The sequence below is a fragment of the Wolbachia endosymbiont (group A) of Acrocera orbiculus genome (assembly GCF_947250015.1).
In the GTDB taxonomy this organism is placed as follows: Bacteria; Pseudomonadota; Alphaproteobacteria; order Rickettsiales; family Anaplasmataceae; genus Wolbachia; species Wolbachia pipientis.
This window is the reverse complement of the sequence record NZ_OX366272.1, coordinates 1,194,186-1,210,829: the sequence shown is the minus strand read 5'-3', so window position 1 is coordinate 1,210,829 and position 16,644 is coordinate 1,194,186. Positions and strand designations below refer to the sequence as shown.

The 16,644-nt window shown below is 35.1% G+C and carries 13 protein-coding genes and 1 tRNA gene; 5 read left to right on the top strand and 9 right to left on the bottom strand.

Annotation, left to right across the window (positions count from 1 at the left end; genetic code table 11):
• Nucleotides 1–149 precede the first annotated feature (149 nt).
• The 7 genes from OOL03_RS05985 to gltX all read right to left on the bottom strand — a co-directional run bounded on the left by OOL03_RS05985 (nucleotide 150) and on the right by gltX (nucleotide 8,729).
• Nucleotides 150–222 (bottom strand) — tRNA-Met (locus OOL03_RS05985).
• Nucleotides 222–1,514 (bottom strand): adenylosuccinate lyase, encoded by a 1,293-nt coding sequence (purB, locus tag OOL03_RS05980; RefSeq protein WP_012673216.1) that lies wholly within the window; start codon nucleotides 1,512–1,514, stop codon nucleotides 222–224. Before purB ends, OOL03_RS05985 begins: the two co-directional genes overlap by 1 nt.
• Before the next feature lie 236 nt (nucleotides 1,515–1,750).
• Nucleotides 1,751–2,305: a 50S ribosomal protein L9 gene (gene rplI / locus OOL03_RS05975; protein WP_264707288.1), complete on the bottom strand. Its 555-nt coding sequence runs from the start codon at nucleotides 2,303–2,305 to the stop codon at nucleotides 1,751–1,753.
• Between the two features lie 7 nt (nucleotides 2,306–2,312).
• Nucleotides 2,313–2,588 (bottom strand): 30S ribosomal protein S18, encoded by a 276-nt coding sequence (gene rpsR / locus OOL03_RS05970; RefSeq protein WP_007548890.1) that lies wholly within the window; start codon nucleotides 2,586–2,588, stop codon nucleotides 2,313–2,315.
• Nucleotides 2,588–3,361, bottom strand: a complete 774-nt coding sequence (locus OOL03_RS05965) for a 30S ribosomal protein S6 (protein WP_010082465.1) — start codon at nucleotides 3,359–3,361, stop codon at nucleotides 2,588–2,590. The genes rpsR and OOL03_RS05965 overlap by 1 nt, the downstream gene beginning before the upstream one ends.
• Before the next feature lie 48 nt (nucleotides 3,362–3,409).
• On the bottom strand, nucleotides 3,410–6,739 hold the full coding sequence (gene dnaE, locus OOL03_RS05960; protein WP_264707691.1) for a DNA polymerase III subunit alpha: 3,330 nt from the start codon (nucleotides 6,737–6,739) through the stop codon (nucleotides 3,410–3,412).
• A gap of 667 nt (nucleotides 6,740–7,406) precedes the next feature.
• Nucleotides 7,407–8,729, bottom strand: coding sequence for a glutamate--tRNA ligase (gltX, locus tag OOL03_RS05955; RefSeq protein ID WP_264707287.1), 1,323 nt, complete (start codon nucleotides 8,727–8,729; stop codon nucleotides 7,407–7,409).
• Nucleotides 8,730–8,943: 214 nt separating this feature from the next.
• Here gltX and ligA point away from each other — a divergent pair, with 214 nt between their 5' ends.
• Together ligA and OOL03_RS05945 are read left to right on the top strand one after the other, a co-directional pair.
• Nucleotides 8,944–10,932: an NAD-dependent DNA ligase LigA gene (ligA, locus tag OOL03_RS05950; RefSeq protein WP_264707285.1), complete on the top strand. Its 1,989-nt coding sequence runs from the start codon at nucleotides 8,944–8,946 to the stop codon at nucleotides 10,930–10,932.
• Between the two features lie 80 nt (nucleotides 10,933–11,012).
• Nucleotides 11,013–11,872, top strand: a protein-coding gene (locus OOL03_RS05945; protein WP_264707019.1) for an IS630 family transposase whose coding sequence is annotated in 2 segments (ribosomal slippage) — nucleotides 11,013–11,337 and nucleotides 11,337–11,872 — 861 coding nt in all. Because the reading frame shifts where the segments join, the coding sequence is not laid out codon by codon here.
• 358 nt (nucleotides 11,873–12,230) lie between these two features.
• On the opposite strand, the gene OOL03_RS05940 is transcribed toward OOL03_RS05945, so the two are convergent.
• A complete protein-coding gene (locus OOL03_RS05940; RefSeq protein ID WP_264707284.1) occupies nucleotides 12,231–12,623 on the bottom strand; it encodes a TraR/DksA family transcriptional regulator in 393 nt (130 codons plus the stop codon).
• 106 nt (nucleotides 12,624–12,729) lie between these two features.
• Here OOL03_RS05940 and OOL03_RS05935 point away from each other — a divergent pair, with 106 nt between their 5' ends.
• Nucleotides 12,730–13,377, top strand: a complete 648-nt coding sequence (locus tag OOL03_RS05935; RefSeq protein ID WP_151808123.1) for a heme exporter protein CcmB — start codon at nucleotides 12,730–12,732, stop codon at nucleotides 13,375–13,377.
• A gap of 476 nt (nucleotides 13,378–13,853) precedes the next feature.
• On the opposite strand, the gene trmB is transcribed toward OOL03_RS05935, so the two are convergent.
• Nucleotides 13,854–14,519, bottom strand: a complete 666-nt coding sequence (gene trmB, locus OOL03_RS05930) for a tRNA (guanosine(46)-N7)-methyltransferase TrmB (RefSeq protein WP_012673367.1) — start codon at nucleotides 14,517–14,519, stop codon at nucleotides 13,854–13,856.
• Between the two features lie 139 nt (nucleotides 14,520–14,658).
• Here trmB and OOL03_RS05925 point away from each other — a divergent pair, with 139 nt between their 5' ends.
• Entirely contained in the window at nucleotides 14,659–16,311 is a 1,653-nt protein-coding gene (locus OOL03_RS05925) for a 30S ribosomal protein S1 (RefSeq protein ID WP_012673366.1), read from the top strand.
• A 29-nt stretch (nucleotides 16,312–16,340) separates the two neighbouring features.
• Nucleotides 16,341–16,619 carry an HU family DNA-binding protein gene (locus tag OOL03_RS05920; RefSeq protein WP_010963035.1) on the top strand — a complete coding sequence of 93 codons (279 nt, stop codon included), beginning with the start codon at nucleotides 16,341–16,343 and terminating at the stop codon, nucleotides 16,617–16,619.
• The last annotated feature ends 25 nt before the right edge of the window (nucleotides 16,620–16,644 follow it).

Sequence of the window (16,644 nt, the reverse complement as noted above, 5' to 3'; positions counted from 1 at the left end):
ATTTAAAGAGATCATAGGCCAAAAGCTAAACCCTTTTCACAATCTCTTATCCATTGTCTCCTCACCTGAGTGGATATACAACTCATTCTAAGTAACTGACACTGGGTTTCACCAATAGCACTGCTTTGCTAAACATAGTTTAGTTCGAGTGGCTGAGGAGGGACTTGAACCCCCGACCAAGAGATTATGATCCTCCTGCTCTACCAACTGAGCTACTCAGCCTAATTAAAAACCTTATTATACACACGATCTATATGTTTCGTATAATACTTCAAATCAAACAAAGATTCAAGTTTTTCCGAGTTAATAACCTTAAGTAAGGGTTTATCTTGTTTCAATTCGGCCAGAAAATCACTGTTGTTTTGTTTCACTTTCATTGCATTGCTCTGAACAATTTTATACGCCTCTTCCCTCGCCAAACCACTATTTACTAACTCAAGCAATACACGCTGTGAGAAAACTAAACCTTTTGAAGAATTTAAGTTCTTTTCAATGTTTTCCTTATTGATCACCAATTTATCTATCAAATCTGTTAATCGCACTAAAGCAAAATCCATTGTTATACAAGCATCAGGAGCAATGCATCTTTCCACAGACGAGTGTGATATATCACGTTCGTGCCACAATGCAACATTTTCTAACGCAGGAAAAACATAACTGCGTATTAAACGTGAGAGTCCAGTCAGATTTTCACTTAAAATAGGATTACATTTGTGTGGCATAGCAGAGCTTCCCTTCTGCCCAGTGGAAAAATGCTCAGAAATTTCGCCGATTTCAGTTCTTTGCAAATGACGAATTTCAACAGCAACATTTTCTATTGAGCTTGCAATCACTCCCAAAACTGAAAAGAACATAGCATGTCTATCACGAGGAATGACTTGAGACGATATGATTTCAGGTATGAGTCCTATTTCTTTCGCTACATATTCTTCAACAAACGGATCAACATTTGCAAAATTGCCTACTGCACCTGATATTTTACAAATTGAGATCTCTTTTTGCGCGCTAATTAATCTCTGATAATTGCGTTTAAATTCAGCATAAAATCTGGCAAATTTTATTCCAAGAGTTGTTGGTTCTGCATGCATTCCGTGACTGCGTCCAACACAAACAATATCTTTATAGTCCTCAGCTTTTTTTTTCAATGCTGCAAGTAAATTTTTTAGATTCTCGAGCAAAATATCACAGGACTCTTTCAGTTGCACCGCAAGGCATGTATCCAAAACATCAGAACTTGTCATTCCATAATGAAGATAACGAACATCAACTCCCGCTTTTTTAGCAATATATGTCAGAAAAGCTATAACATCATGTTTTACAATGGATTCAATTTCGTTGATACATTCAACATCAAATTCAATAGCACCAGAGAGGTTCTCAGCAATATTATTCGGAATCACTCCTAACTTTGCTTGAGCTTCACACGCTAATTTTTCTATTTTAAGCCATATATTAAATTTATTATTTTCCTCCCAAATGGAAGACATTTCTTTTCTGCTATAGCGGGGGATCATTTTTGATTTACTCCAATAATGGTGTCATTCCAGTGCGTGACACTGGAATCCAGGTATAAAAGTATTTGCAAATTATTCAATGGACAACGGATTCTAGAAGCATAAAATAATGTCCATGATGAAATAAACTGGATCCCAGTGTCACGCACTGGGATGACATGAGGGAAGCACTGGGATGACACCAGCTTAGCCATGGCAGACATTTCTTTACGACTATAACAAGGGATCATCTTTGATCAGCTATCATCACCATCAGTAGCTTCTTTATTCGCATCTTGCTCTGCCTCTTGTTGCTCAGACTTCTGATTTTGCAATTTTACTTGCCTTAGCTCATTTACATCTGTTTCGGATTTCACGACGTATATAGTAATTGGTACTACTACTTCACTATGTAATTCTACGTTTACTTGGTATTCACCCAAGTTTTTGATGCTTACTCCACCAAAAGATAAACTACGGTGATCTATCACATGTCCTTCTTGTAGTAAAATTTTCGCAATTTCACGTGTTGTTACAGAACCAAAAATTTTACCATCCTCTGAAGCTTGCTTTATTAATACCACAAACTTATCATGTAGTGACAACGCAAGCTCTTTTGCTACATTTAATCTTTTTATATTCTCTTCTTCCAGTAATAAACGTTGCTCCTCTAGCTTTGTTAAATTTTCCTTGGTAGCTTTCACCGCTTTTCTTTGTGGAAAAAGAAAATTACGTGCATAACCTGGTTTAACTTTGACAACTTCACCAAGCTTACCTAAAGTCCTTATATTTTCCTTTAAAATTATCAACATAAATTACCTAAACTTTTTTAGTACAGTAAGGAATAAGAGCTAAAAAACGTGCCCTTATGATCGCTAAGCGTAACTTCCTTTGTTTTTTTGCACATACGCCTGTTAATCTTCTAGGTAATATCCTACCATAGTCAGAGGTAAACTTGGATAATAAATCTATATTCTTATAATCTATGTCTTCATCTTTAGACGCAGCAAGAGGGCAAACTTTAGAACGCCTAAAGCCAGTCCTATTATTTACAGATACGTAAGAATTATTAAAACTATTTCGTCTTTTCATCATTATGCGCTTTGCTCCTCAATTTGTTTATTCATCATATGAGATTTACCTTCAAAAATTTTATCAACCTGCACAGGAAAGTGGCGAATAACGTTCTCATTAAGTTTCATTCTACGCATAAATTCATCCAGAATGCTTGCAGTAGAACTTATGCACATTATACAATAATGACCGCTCTTCATTTTATTTTTGTGATATGCAAAATCCAAAAGACCCCAATGTTCATACTTGATTAATCCTGATGCTTCAATGTTTTTCAAAAGCATTTCCAACGCTTTGCTCGATTGAGTTGGACCGTTTATTCTAAAATCTTTCAAAATATCTTGAAAAATCTTTATTAGATGTTCTGAAATATTTCTCTTCAAAGCATTTACTGCGTTATGGATAAACGCACTTTTAGTACTGCCTCCTAGAAATTTTGTAAAATCTTGCGTTATTCCTAAATCTTTTAGGTCATCTTTCAACTCTTTATCGATTTTTGACTTCACTTCTTTCAAATTTGAAAGATCTTCTTCTAATTCAACCCATAAAATTTTTGTAAGATCTTCCAAGAAATCAGAGTAAGCAACTAGACTTTCTTTAATGTCCTCAGCACGCACTTCTAACTCTTGTTTTGTAAGCTTGTCATTTCCTTTTTTCAGAATATCCCTGATTTGCTGGAACATAATATCTGCTTTAATATTTTTCAATGAAACAGCTAGCTCTTGGACCATCTCCTCTACTTCTTGCTGTAACAATCCTTGTTGTGCTATAAAAGTAAATTCATAAAGATTCACTATATCTTCCTTTAATACCGATTAAATATTTCATTATATAAAGCTTTTTTATATAAGCAAGTTATTTGTATTAATTTCTACGCCTTTAATCCAGCTTAAATTAGATATTTCATAAATTACTTGAGGAGCAATTGAGTATGCACCTGGTAATAAGATGCTCACTTTATGTTTTTCGAGAAGAAGTTTTAGCATTATTTTGGTTCTGCCTTCATCTTTCAATATTGTGTTTAATTCCATAGCGGCTTTTTGCGAATCCGTGCACTCAGTGGTGAGAACTAATTCTTTTATTGTAGAAGTGACTCTTTTTGTAAACTCAGATATATCCTTGCCTGCTAATCTTGTTGTATTTTCCGAAGCTTCAAGATCAATTATCACAAATGTTCCTGGTGAAAATAAATCTCTTTTTTCTTCTATTATTTCATTATTATAGAATGCTATTTCAGAAACGTTATGGGGATCAGAAAGTGTGAGGATAACAAACCTTCCACGCTCTGAAGTTCTCATACGTGCATTTAATATTACCCCAGCAGTTTTTGCTGTTCTATTTTCTCCGATAAACCCAATATTTAACTTTTCCAGAAGAGTTCTAAATTTTTCAAGCGGATGATTAGTTAAATAAAATCCTAGTGAAAATAACTCATGTTCTAATTTTTCCTCTTCATCAAAATCTTCCACATTCTCAAGTTTCGGTTTGAGGACATCAAGACTACCAAACAAAGCAGCTTGACTTGATTCTCTATCCTGTTTGTTTTTATTTGCAAAGTAAATCAGCGTGTCCATTGACTCATATAGCTGCTTTCTGTTCTTATGCACGCTATCGAATGCTCCGGATTTAATCAGGCTTTCTAGCGCTCTCTTATTTATTATATGACCTGAATTTTGAATGAATTCCCATATGTCCTTACAAGCGCTTGAACGTACGTTCACTATTCCTTCCGCTATAGAAAAACCAACATTCCTCAAGGCAGCAATACCATAACGTATGCGTTCATCCTCTATTGAGAATTCAGCTTGAGACTTGTTTATATCAGGTGGAAGAACGGTAACGCCACTAAACTTTGCTGCATGATAAAATAAATTCAGTTTATCTCTATCATCAATATTCAGATTCATTAGTGCTGTAAAAAATTCTAATGGATAATTAGCTTTAAGGTAAGCCGTTTGATAAGATATCACCGCATATGCTGCAGCATGAGATTTATTGAACCCATAACCAGCAAATTTTGCAACAAGGTCAAAGATATAACTTGCCCTGTCGTAATCAACGCCATTCTTCGTTGCCCCTTGGATGAAAAGTTCACGTTGTTTATCCATCTCTTCCTTGATTTTCTTACCCATAGCACGTCTCAGCAAATCTGCTTCCGCTAAGCTATACCCGGAAAGAATACGGGCTATTTCCATCACTTGTTCTTGGTAAATTATTACCCCAAATGTCTCTTTTAATACTTCCTCAAGTAACGGATGAATATAATCTGGCTTCTCAAGTCCATGCTTTCTTGCAACGTAAGTTGGAATGTTATCCATAGGTCCTGGACGATAAAGGGAAATTAAAGCGATAATATCCTCAATACAGTCCGGTTTTAGTTTAATTAAAGCTTCTCTCATTCCCGAACTTTCAAGCTGGAACACTCCAATTGAATCACCGCTTGAGAGCATCTCATAGGTTTTTTGGTCATCTAAAGGAACTGAAGAAATATCGATCTTTTGTCTATCACGATTAATTAAACGACATACATGATCTATTAGCGTTAGCGTACCAAGCCCAAGAAAATCAAATTTTATTAGCCCAGCTTTCTCCACATATTTCATGCTGTATTGAGTGATTGGCAGAGCCGAATTTGGATCGTAGTACACAGGAACAAAATTTTCCAACTTTTGATCACATATTACAATTCCAGCAGCATGAGTTGAAACGTGACGATATATTCCTTCGAGCCTTAGCGATATATCAAGAAGCTTTGCAATTACCTCATCACTATCCCGCTCTTTCTGCAGGTTTTGATCAAACTCTATCGCTTGTGATAAAGTTACAGGATTTACTGGATTAAATGGAACCATTTTAGATATTTTATCCACTTGAGAGTAAGGCATTTGCAATACTCTACCAACATCACGCAATACTGCCCTTGCTTGCAATTTTCCAAAAGTGATTATTTGAGCAACATAACCGTACTTTTTCTGAACATAATCAATAACCAGGTCCCTTTTCTCTTGGCAGAAATCGATATCAAAGTCAGGCATCGATACACGATCAGGATTCAAAAATCTTTCAAATATTAGGCCAAACTTTATTGGATCAAGGTCTGTAATCTGCAAGCCCCAAGCAACAATTGATCCAGCACCAGAGCCTCTTCCTGGACCAACTGGAATGCCATTTGCTTTGCTCCAACGAATGAAATCAGAAACTATCAAAAAGTAGCCAGCGTAGTTCATCGAAGTTATCACACTCAGTTCGTAATTCAGCCGATCGTAGTATTGTTTAAGGTCTATGTCTGTCTCATTCGCAATACGGAATTCTAATCCTGCAACTGCCTGCTCCCTCAGTTCTTCATTCTCAGTTTTATTTTCTCGACAAGGAAATTTAGGCAAAATAGGCTGCCTGCTTCTTGGCATGTAAGAGCACCGCTTAGCTATCACTAAAGTGTTATGAATTGCTTCGGGAATGTCGCTGAACAGCTCCTCCATTTCTGCCACAGACTTGAAGTAATGCTCGGTAGTTAACTTCTTTCTGTTATTCTCCAGGGCATAACTCCCCTCCGATATACACGTTAATATATCATAAGCCTCATAGTCAGACCTATTTGGAAAAAACACATCGTTCGTTGCAACTAGTGGTATATTGCGCTGATAAGCAAAGTCTATCAAAGCTTCTTCAAGCTCTAGCTCTTTATTCAGCCCATGACGCTGCAATTCAACATATAAATGACCATTGAATGCTGAAAGCAGTTTTTCAACCGTTTCTTTATCTTGCCCCAACAATGGTTGAGCCAAACATCCACCGGTTAAAGCGATCAGACCCGTACTTAAATTCAATAGCTCATCAAAATCAACGTAAGGAATATCGCTGTTATTCTTGCGCTTTCTAAAAGACTCACTCACCAAAGTGACTAAATTAGTGTACCCTTGCTCATTTTTTGCAAGCAATAATATAGGTAAATTTTGTTCTGAATGTTTAACTATAATATTGCATCCTATTATTAGCTGTATTCCCCTACTTGCCGCATATTCTGCAAACTCAAGTGAACCAAATAAATTACCTGAATCAGTAATTGCAACCGCTGGCATTTTATTTCGCAAACAAAGGCCGATCAGCTCCTCAATTTTAACCGAGCTTTCAAGCAGCGAATAAACACTATGAACACGTAAGTGTATGAACATAAGAAACTTTAGATCAACAAAAAAGGATAACATTAATTTACTCATGAGAACATAATTTTCATGAGAACAAAAGCCTATAAAATTCTAAAATTAAAATACAAAAACTTACTTGACAAACTCCGCCAGCTCCCTTATCATGATAATGAAGCTATTGTATTTGCTTTCGCCAATCTGCAGATTAAAAGGTAAGGATTACTTAATGTATCGGCGTCTTATGTTCAATTTTTTGCAGTATATAGATACTGTATGTCTTTACAAAACTTCATCTACATCTAGATTTTTATCTAAATAAGCTGAACGCGCTTATAAAGCGTTACAAGACATCAAAAAATGCCAATACTCGACAGAGATAGTAAAAGACTAGCTAACTCGGGGATTCTTTGTCTTTTTTTCTGCTTAGTAAATTTCTTAAACATTTGCAGCGTAAGTTAGTTGCAATTAAAAGCGGCTGAATCTCGCTTGTCAAGCGTTTAAAACATAAAAAACGCCAATATTTTAAAGCGGATAATAACCACGGGGCTTCTTTTGCCTTTTTTTTATTTGGTAAATTTCTTAATGTTTATGGCTAAACGACAACCGTCATCCCGCTGCTTGTTAGCGGCTAAGGGATACCGCGAATGAATCGCGGTATGACGTAGGGATTGCATTAGCTATAATTCTTTAGTTTTCACTTTTCTTTTAACCTTGCAATGATATTTTCTTTGCCGATAAAAATTAATAGTTTAGCGAGCTCTGGTCCTGTTTCTGTTCCTGTTAAAGCTGAACGCAACTGCGTAAATAGGTTTTTTGCCTTTATATCCACTGTTTGTCGAATAGTTTTGACCCATTCTGACAACGTGTTTTCATTACAATCACCTTGGGGCAATGCATTGAACGCAATTTTTATAAGCTCCTTATCAAGAATAACAGGCTCTATATCGGATTTGCATATTTTCCACCACTTGGCCACCTCAGAAAACCTTTCTATATTGTTCTTTATAAAATACCAAAACTCTGAGGAGTCCACTCCAATTTGATTTAAACGTTCTTGTATAATTTCAAATGGCATTTGTTGCAGCACTTTGCTATTTAGCTTGTATGCTTCACTCAAGCTAAATTGCGTACATGCTGAGCTAAATTTTTTAATGTCAAATGAATCAATCAAAGATTGCATACAGGCGCAAGCTTCAATTGGATTGGATGTTCCAAGCTTCACTAAATAACTAACTAGTGCCATCGGTTCAATTTCATCTTCTTTTATAGATTTAATGTCCAGCACGCCGGTTCGCTTGGATATTTTGCTATCATCAAAATGTAGCAGAGAAAGGTGAGCAAATGTAGGGATTTTCGCTTTTAATGCTTTAATCATTTGGATTTGCACTGCGGTATTAGTTACATGATCTTCCCCGCGTACAATATGAGTTACATTAAAGTCAACATCATCAGTAACAGAAGGTAACATGTATGTGTAAATTCCATCTTCTCTTTTTACCACAGGATCGCTGATGTGACTTGTTGCAATATTTATTTCACCTTTAACTTCATCATTCCATTTAACAACTTCATTTCTATCCAACTTAAATCTAAAATGTGGTCTTCTTCCTTCTTGCTCATAACTAATTTTCTCTTGCTCAGTTAGAAGTAACGCGCTTCTGTCATATACAGGGGGAAGTCCTTGTTTTAACTGCAATTTTCGTTTAATGTCTAACTCTTCTCTTGTTTCATAGCATGCATAAATATGCCCTTCTTTTATTAACTGCAAAAACACCTCATTGTAACGCTCAAAGCGCTCTGATTGCTTGAAACTTGCATCCCAATTGATACCAATCCATTTCAAATCTTGTATGATATCATTTATATATTTGACATCTGAACGCTGAAGGTCAGTATCATCAAAACGGAGTAAAAATTTTCCATTTTGATTGCGTGTGTACATCCAACAAACCAAGGCAGTTCGTACGTTTCCTACGTGGAGGTAGCCAGTTGGGCTTGGAGCGAATCTTGTTAGCATTTAAATAGCAATATTGTTTACTCTAATTTATTTTAATTTTATATAAATATATGGCTAGAGCAAGCGAGATCTGCTAATACAATTGAGCAAGAGAAGAATAAGTATGGCTATAGCATTGTGGCACCTTTGATATTTGATGGATTAAGACCATATGATAAATTCAAGAAAATTCACAGCTTGACGACAAAGGCTAATGTAGCATTATATTGGTATCATGACTAACTTAGAAAAGATGAGAGAAAAACTGCAAGATCAAATAAATTATCATAATGTTTTGTATCACCAAAAAAATAAGCCAGAAATAAGTGATGCTGAATATGATGAACTGAAGAAAAAGTTAGCTGAAATAGAGCCAGAAATTTATGCAACACAAGATAGTGTTGGTGCTCCACCTGATGAGAGGTTTTCTAAGGTGGAACATCAAGAACCTATGCTTTCCCTTGAGAATGCTTATGATGAACAAGGTGTAGAGAAATTTTTGTCTAAAATAAAGAGGTTTTTAATTGAGGACAAAATAGAGATATTATGTGAACCAAAAATTGATGGGTTGTCGTTTTCTGCAATTTATGAGGATGGAAGATTTGTTAAAGCTGCAACTCGAGGTGATGGTTTTGTAGGGGAAGATGTCACTCACAATGTTGCAACAATAAAAGGCTTTCCTAAGTTTTTGCAAGGTGTGCAAGGAAGACTAGAAGTAAGAGGTGAAATATACATCAGTAACAGCGACTTTTTAAAGTTAAATGAAAACGATGAATTTGCCAATCCTCGAAATGCAGCCGCTGGTTCTTTAAAGCAATTGGATGCAAACATTACAGCAAGTAGACCACTTAGATATTTTGCTTATTCTTTAATTGGTGGAGCAGAGAAAAGTCAAAGTGAAATACTAAATAAGCTTGAGGCACTTGGTTTTTGCGTAAATGATCATCAGTCCTTAACGAGTAGTTTGGATGGAATGCTGAAGTTCTATAACGAAGTCTATAACTGTCGCTATAACTTGGATTATGATATTGATGGAATAGTCTATAAAGTAAATGATTTGGTACTACAAAATCGTCTAGGGAATACTCACAAAGCACCGCGCTCAGCACTTGCATACAAGTTTTCTGTGGTTTATGCAAAAACAAAGTTAAATAAGATATTTATACAGGTGGGCAGAACAGGGGTTTTAACTCCAGTTGCAGATTTAGTGCCAGTCAATATTGGTGGGGTGCTAGTTAGTAGAGCAAGTCTGCATAACCAAGATGAGATAAAACGTAAAGACATAAGAGAGGGAGATATTGTAACAATCAAAAGGGCAGGGGATGTAATTCCCCAGATCGTTGAAGTAAGCAGAGATTCTCGTCTTCCAAATACACCTGAATTTGTGTTTCCTGAAGTATGCCCTGAATGTGGTAGTAAAGTACGTCAGGTTGAGGGAGAGGCTGCAGTAAGATGTCCTGAGGAATTTGCCTGTAAAGCTCAAATAATAGAAAAACTAAAGCATTTTGTATCGAAAGATGCATTTGACATTGTTGGCCTTGGTGATAAGCAGATAGAGTTTTTTTACGACCTTGGTCTGATAAAACAAATTCCCGATATTTTTACTTTAGAAGAAAGATTGGATGAATTTAATCTGGAAGAACAGTCTGGTTGGGGCAAGAAATCAATAGCTCATTTATTAAATGCTATACAAAGCAGAAGGGTAATAACTCTAGATAGGTTTATATTTTCTTTAGGTATTAGATTTATTGGCCAAGTTGCAGCAGAATTGCTTGCAGATTATTATGTTTCTTATGATAATTGGTATAATTCGATGATTGAACTGTCATCAGATAATACTGAGCTAGTGGGTATAGACGGCATAGGAAAAAAAGTGGCTGAATCTTTGGAATCATTTTTTTCTAAGGAACATAACATCAAAATGTTAAATGATCTTACTGCTTGTCTTCAAATTCTTCCTGTGAGCTCCAACTCTAGTAACTCTGTTTTAAATAATAAAATTATAGTGTTTACTGGTAAGCTACTTGCTATGAGTAGAGGAGAGGCAAAAGTAAGAGCCAAAACTCTAGGAGCAAAGGTCAGCTCACATCTTTCTGCTAAAACTGACTACCTAATTGCAGGAGAAAAACCAGGATCCAAATATAAAAAGGCAGTGGAATTAGGTGTAGAAATTTTAGATGAAGACCAGTGGCATAAAGTGATAAGTTTGGGAGTGTTCAAATGACACTTGGATTGTATATTATAGCTCTTTCGATAAAAGTCCGGATGTGATAGGATAAGGATAGATGATGATAAGGAGGTTGAATGCCAGCAGCATATAGTTATGATTTAAGAAAAAAAGCAATGGAAGCGCTAGACGAAGGAGAAAGCAGAGAAACAGTGGCAGCAAGATTTAAGATTGGACGAACTACTTTATGGGAGTGGCAGCAAAGAAGAAAAGAAACAGGAGACTTTCAATCAAAAAAACTTGGAAATGGGGGTTACAATCACAAAATTACCGACTGGGATACCTTTGCCAAATTTGCCAGAGAACACGGAGGAAAGACTCTATCGGAAATGGCTAAACTTTGGAACAACGTTAGTATCCAAACGATCTATCGAGCCCTTAAAAAAATTGGATTTACGCGCAAAAAAAGACATATGGATACAAGGAAAGAAACGAAGAAAAACGTGCTGAATTTTTGAAAATTATAGCGACAAAAGAACCTAAAAACTTAGTGTATATAGATGAGTCTGGCATTGATAACACCGAAGACTACCCCTACGGATATTGCCAGAAAGGACGGCGGTTTTATGCCTTAAAATCTGGAAAGAAAACTCAACGAATCAGTATGGTTGCAGCCTTAAGTGGAAGAAAGATAGTTGTTCCGTTAACCTTTGAAGGCCACTGTAATATGGATGTTTTTAATGGATGGTTTGAGCAATTTTTGACACCGATCTTGGAACCTGGACAGACTGTCATTCTTGACAATGCTACTTTTCATAAGTCTGATAAGATTATCGAGCTTGCTAAAGGGGTTGGTGCAGAAATTTTGTATCTGCCGCCTTATTCTCCAGATTTCAACAAAATTGAGCATCATTGGTTTGCTATAAAAAACAGAGCCAGGAAAAACATTCCTCTATTCGAATCCTTTCTTCGTGCTGTTGATTCTGCCTTCCTATGACCTGTTTGGACTATTATGAGAAATGCTATAATTTGTAGAATAAGGTTTTTTCCTTTTTGCATATTTCACCTAAAAAGGACACATTTTAGACTTCTTTGTTGAAATAAAACAGAAACAAAAGTGCTGTCCCTTGCACTCTTTGGATAATTTAATGATAAAAAATTTAGAGAGAAATTTTATACACAATCTCTGACATTTTTCCTTAAGTTGACGCCATTGCCTGAACGGATACAACTTAATTTTTAATCTGCAGGAGTCAAGTTGAGAATGTCCAATTTTCCACTTTCTTTATAGCATAACATACTTCAGCGCCTCTTGCTCCTCTTGAAGTCCAATGGGCTCACCACTTATGTGTAAATTAATCGTTAATGTTGTACACGTTCTTTTCTTTTTCTACTCTCTCTTGCTCTTCAATACAATATATAGCAAGCGGATTAGCTTTAAGTCTTTCGACTCCTATTTCTTCTCCTGTTCCATCGCAGTAACCATAAGTGCCTAATTTTATTTTTTCTAACGCCTCCTTAATTTTTTCTTTTCTATCTTTTCGACGCTTGATTAATTCCTCGTTTCCACTATCTTCATCAGAATAGTATGTATCAATACTATTATCTTCTAGTTCTTGTTTCTCTAACTCAGCGAGTATTGATTGTAACTTTAAGCTGAAGTATTCCAGTTGTTTTACGCTCATATATTCTTCATCTTCTGAAGGAGTGTAATCTTCTGGTGACTTTATTTTTAGTAACTTTTCCATAATTGCATTATCAAAAAAATAATAAAACCTATATAATTTATGAACAAAAAATTATACTACCTCAAAGTAAACACTATAATTTATAATAAACATTTAAAAGCCTAGTATGATCGACTCAGTAAAAAAATTAGTAATAGATGATAAGAACTTTACCTATATAGTATGTATTTTTATCATAATGTTAAGTTTATCTTCATTTACACTTAAAAACAACAATAAACAAGAAGTTATGTTAACATTAACATGGATATGTGCTACATTTGTTTTGCAGATTTCTACAAATAATTTGTTTACATCTGATTATCATGATGGAATATTAGAGCAAATCTTTGTACAGCCACTCTCTTCTAGGCTTATAGTTGCTTATAAAATTTTCGCTCACTGGTTATTATTTGGGTTACCGATTTCAGTAATTTCTTCCATATTCAGCTTTGCAATTCTAGGCAATAGTATTGAACACTCAATAGCAGTTGGAGTGTCTTTATTATTTAATACGCTGATAATCATTAATATTTCAGCTACTGGAAATGCATTGATGATTGGTCGAAACAACTTAGCATCAGGAGTATCGCAAATTCTTGTTTTGCCAATGATAATGCCAACCTTTGTGTATTTTAAAATGCTAACTCAATTTGAAAATTTATCCTTGAATATTTATACACTACTAATCACCATCTTAGTTTTTGTTATTTTGATTGTTAACAGCACCATAACTACTCACATGGCACTAAAATTTGCTGTGGAACAGGATTGAAAAATCTTACTGTTATTCAGTAGACTTCTTGCATAACCTAGAAAAAAGGCAAATAGTTATTATAGATTTAGGTTTATCGACAATTTGAAAAACCTTCATTCCAGCATCCTTTCCTGTCATCCAAGTAGCCCTTCGTTGTCATCCCAGTGTCAAAAACTGGGATAACAGCTAACCTGACAACCGTCATCCCGCTACTTGTTAGCGGCTAAGAGATACCGTGACGGTATGACGGTTCGCGGTGGCATGACGATAAGCCTCATCATCCCGCTACGTGTTAGCGCCGCGGCGGTATGACGATTCGCAGCGGCATGACGAGAAAGGGGCTACTTGGATGATACCTTTTTTCTACTTAGTTTGGGTTATGCAAGAAGTCTATTCCTTCATAAGGAGAAGTAGTTAAAGGAATTTACTCTATTTCTCCCTCTTTTTTTATTATTTTTAATCTATAGTTAACGTAAAAGAGATATGCAAAAACTCTATTGATCCATAGTCTGCAAATTATTAATAACACTTACTTTAAAGAACCTCACTTTACGCTGATCTTTGAGCGCTCTTCTGTGGTATTTTGTAAGAGTATAACTTGTGAAATCGTCTTCCCTATAGATTAAAGAGTTACACTGCTTTATATGTGATGCTATCCACTCTGCATAGTCCTGATGATCGGTTGCAATGAATATTTCCCCTGTTATAAGTATTTTTTTTGCTAATAAATTTAAAAATTCCGTATTAATTAATCGTCTTTTATTGTGACTTCTTTTTGGCCATGGATCTGGAAAGAGAATAAAGAATCTTTCAACACTGTTATCAGGAAAATTTGCAATCAATTCTCTTGCATCTTCTGTCCACATTAAAATATTTTTTATGTTCTGTATTTCTATGTTTGTCAGCAAGCGAGAAACCCCCTTTAAGTAGGGCTCACATCCTATAAATAATAGATCAGGTTCATTGAGCACCTGGTAAAGCATATTTTCACCGTTTCCAAAGCCTATTTCTACCCATATTCTTTTTTGTGAATTTACAATTTTCTCTATAGATTCCTTGCTGTTTTGAATAGAATATTTTTCCAATATTTCATCAACATCAGGTTTTAGCCTGGACCTTCTGGAGAACGATCTAATCCACTTGCTATTCTTAAATAGCATATTCTTGATACATATATAATTTTCTCACTATATTTTATATAGCTTAAACAATTCTCGAAATGAGTTAATGAAAAATTACTTGTCAATAATTGTTAATATTATATAATATATGAGTTCTAATAAAGTTTAAGTTAAAGGTATGAATAATAATAATCCAGTCGTAAATCTACCGGTTACTATCAGAAAGCTATCATCAAACAAATTTATAGAAGAGATATGTCAAGGCCAATTTGAGGATCAAGATAATACCTTGTTTGAAGATTCTTTTGTTAACAAAATTAAAGAAGGAGATGTGGTAGAAGGTGTAATTACAAGAATAAACCCTAACGACGTTGTGGTTGATATTGGTTTAAAATCTGACGGGAGAATTCTGATCAAGGAACTCGGTTGTAATGATGAGGTCATTATTGGCTCGAAAATCAGAGTTTATGTGGAAAGAATTGAAGATTATCATGGTAATGTTGTTCTTAGTCGTGAAAAAGCAATTAGGGACGAAAAATGGAATAAGTTGGAAGAAGATACAGTTACAAGGGCTGAAGTAAGCGGAGTTATTAAACGCTCAATTAAATGTGGCTTTATTGTTGATCTTGGTGACGGAATAAGCGCTTTTTTACCGCTGAGTCATGTGGATTTGAAGCAAGTAAAAGATGCGAAGCACCTTATTGAAACTGAACAAAAGTTCATCGTGCTTAAAATGGATAAGAAGCAGGGCAATATTGTAGTATCAAGAAAGCTGGTGTTAGAAAAATTGCACGCTGGTGAAAAAATTAAATTTTTAGAATCTTTAAATGAAGGCGATATAATAGAAGGGAAAATAAAAAGTATCACTCATTACGGTGTATTTGTCGGTATTCATGAATCAGATGTAGTGGGAGTTATAGATGGATTGTTACATATTACAGATATCTCTTGGAGTAGGGTAAGTCATCCGTCTGCAGTTTTTACTTGTGGTCAGACTATAAAAGTTAAAATTATAAAAATAGACAAGGAAAATGCTAAAATTTCCTTGGGTGTGAAGCAGCTAGAAGATAGCCCTTGGCAAGATGCAGAGTCAAAATATCCAGTTGATAGTGTGCATAAGGGTTATGTAACAAGCATAGAAGATTATGGATTATTTGTTGAGCTTAGACCTGGAATTGAAGGTTTAGTGCACTCGTCAGAAATAACTTGGGTTAAGAGTAATTTACCAGTTAGTAGTCTCGTAACAAGGGGACAAGAAGTATATGTAAAAATTCTCAGTATTGACATTGCTAAGAGTAGGATGAGTTTAAGCATGAAAAGGTGTGTAGACAACCCTTGGCAAGTATTTATCAATAAATATCCTCCTGGTTCTATTGTTTCTGGTGAAGTGAAGAATAATACCGGCTCATATGTATCTGTTGCTTTCGGTGATTCTGAAATAGATGAGAACGTAGAAGGGACAATATATGTGAAAGATTTTAGTTGGTCTAAAAATGGTTCAGATGAGATAAAGAAGTATAATGTAGGTGATAAAATAGAAGCAAAAGTAATAAGGGCTAACGTGAATCGGGCAAGAATTTATCTTGGAATAAAACAAATAGAGTATGATCCTCTTGAAGAACTGATAAAGAAAGTTAAGGTAGGTGATAAAATACAGGTTATTGTAGGTAAGAGAGAAGATAATGGACTAGTCGTTGAAGTTGAGAACGATGTAACCCTTCTAATAGATCAAGAGCATTTACCAGAGAATAAAAAATTCTCTATATCAGAAAAAATAGAAGTTGAAGTATTGGGTGTTGAAGAATATAACATAGCATTATCTGCTAAGTGATAAGGTTTACTTATTTTGGCTTCATATAAATGGCAACAAAGTCTGATATAATAGCGAGGGTAGCAAAAAGACATCCTTTTTTAGATAAGATTGTTATAGCAGCTATAGTTGATAGATTTTTTGGGATACTTTCAAGCACATTGAAACATCATAATAGAGTTGAAATTAGGGGGTTTGGTTCTTTTTCAGTTAGAAGTTATAACTTGAAAGAAACAAGCCATTTAATGTTACAGAAGTTTACAAAGAATCAATACTTTAAAACATATTTTCGTAGCAGTAAAAAATTATCTGATTTGATAAATGAATAAAAATTTATACCATAAATAAGATGAA

What these genes read in the sequence shown, in the direction of transcription:
- gltX (WP_264707287.1), bottom strand. Translation starts at nt 8,729, where the DNA reads ATGCTAACAAGATTCGCTCCAAGCCCAACTGGCTACCTCCACGTAGGA.
- ligA (WP_264707285.1), top strand. Translation starts at nt 8,944, where the DNA reads ATGACTAACTTAGAAAAGATGAGAGAAAAACTGCAAGATCAAATAAAT.
- dnaE (WP_264707691.1), bottom strand. Translation starts at nt 6,739, where the DNA reads ATGTTCATACACTTACGTGTTCATAGTGTTTATTCGCTGCTTGAAAGC.
- OOL03_RS05940 (WP_264707284.1), bottom strand. Translation starts at nt 12,623, where the DNA reads ATGGAAAAGTTACTAAAAATAAAGTCACCAGAAGATTACACTCCTTCA.
- purB (WP_012673216.1), bottom strand. Translation starts at nt 1,514, where the DNA reads ATGATCCCCCGCTATAGCAGAAAAGAAATGTCTTCCATTTGGGAGGAA.
- OOL03_RS05925 (WP_012673366.1), top strand. Translation starts at nt 14,659, where the DNA reads ATGAATAATAATAATCCAGTCGTAAATCTACCGGTTACTATCAGAAAG.
- rplI (WP_264707288.1), bottom strand. Translation starts at nt 2,305, where the DNA reads ATGTTGATAATTTTAAAGGAAAATATAAGGACTTTAGGTAAGCTTGGT.
- trmB (WP_012673367.1), bottom strand. Translation starts at nt 14,519, where the DNA reads ATGCTATTTAAGAATAGCAAGTGGATTAGATCGTTCTCCAGAAGGTCC.
- OOL03_RS05935 (WP_151808123.1), top strand. Translation starts at nt 12,730, where the DNA reads ATGATCGACTCAGTAAAAAAATTAGTAATAGATGATAAGAACTTTACC.
- rpsR (WP_007548890.1), bottom strand. Translation starts at nt 2,588, where the DNA reads ATGATGAAAAGACGAAATAGTTTTAATAATTCTTACGTATCTGTAAAT.
- OOL03_RS05920 (WP_010963035.1), top strand. Translation starts at nt 16,341, where the DNA reads ATGGCAACAAAGTCTGATATAATAGCGAGGGTAGCAAAAAGACATCCT.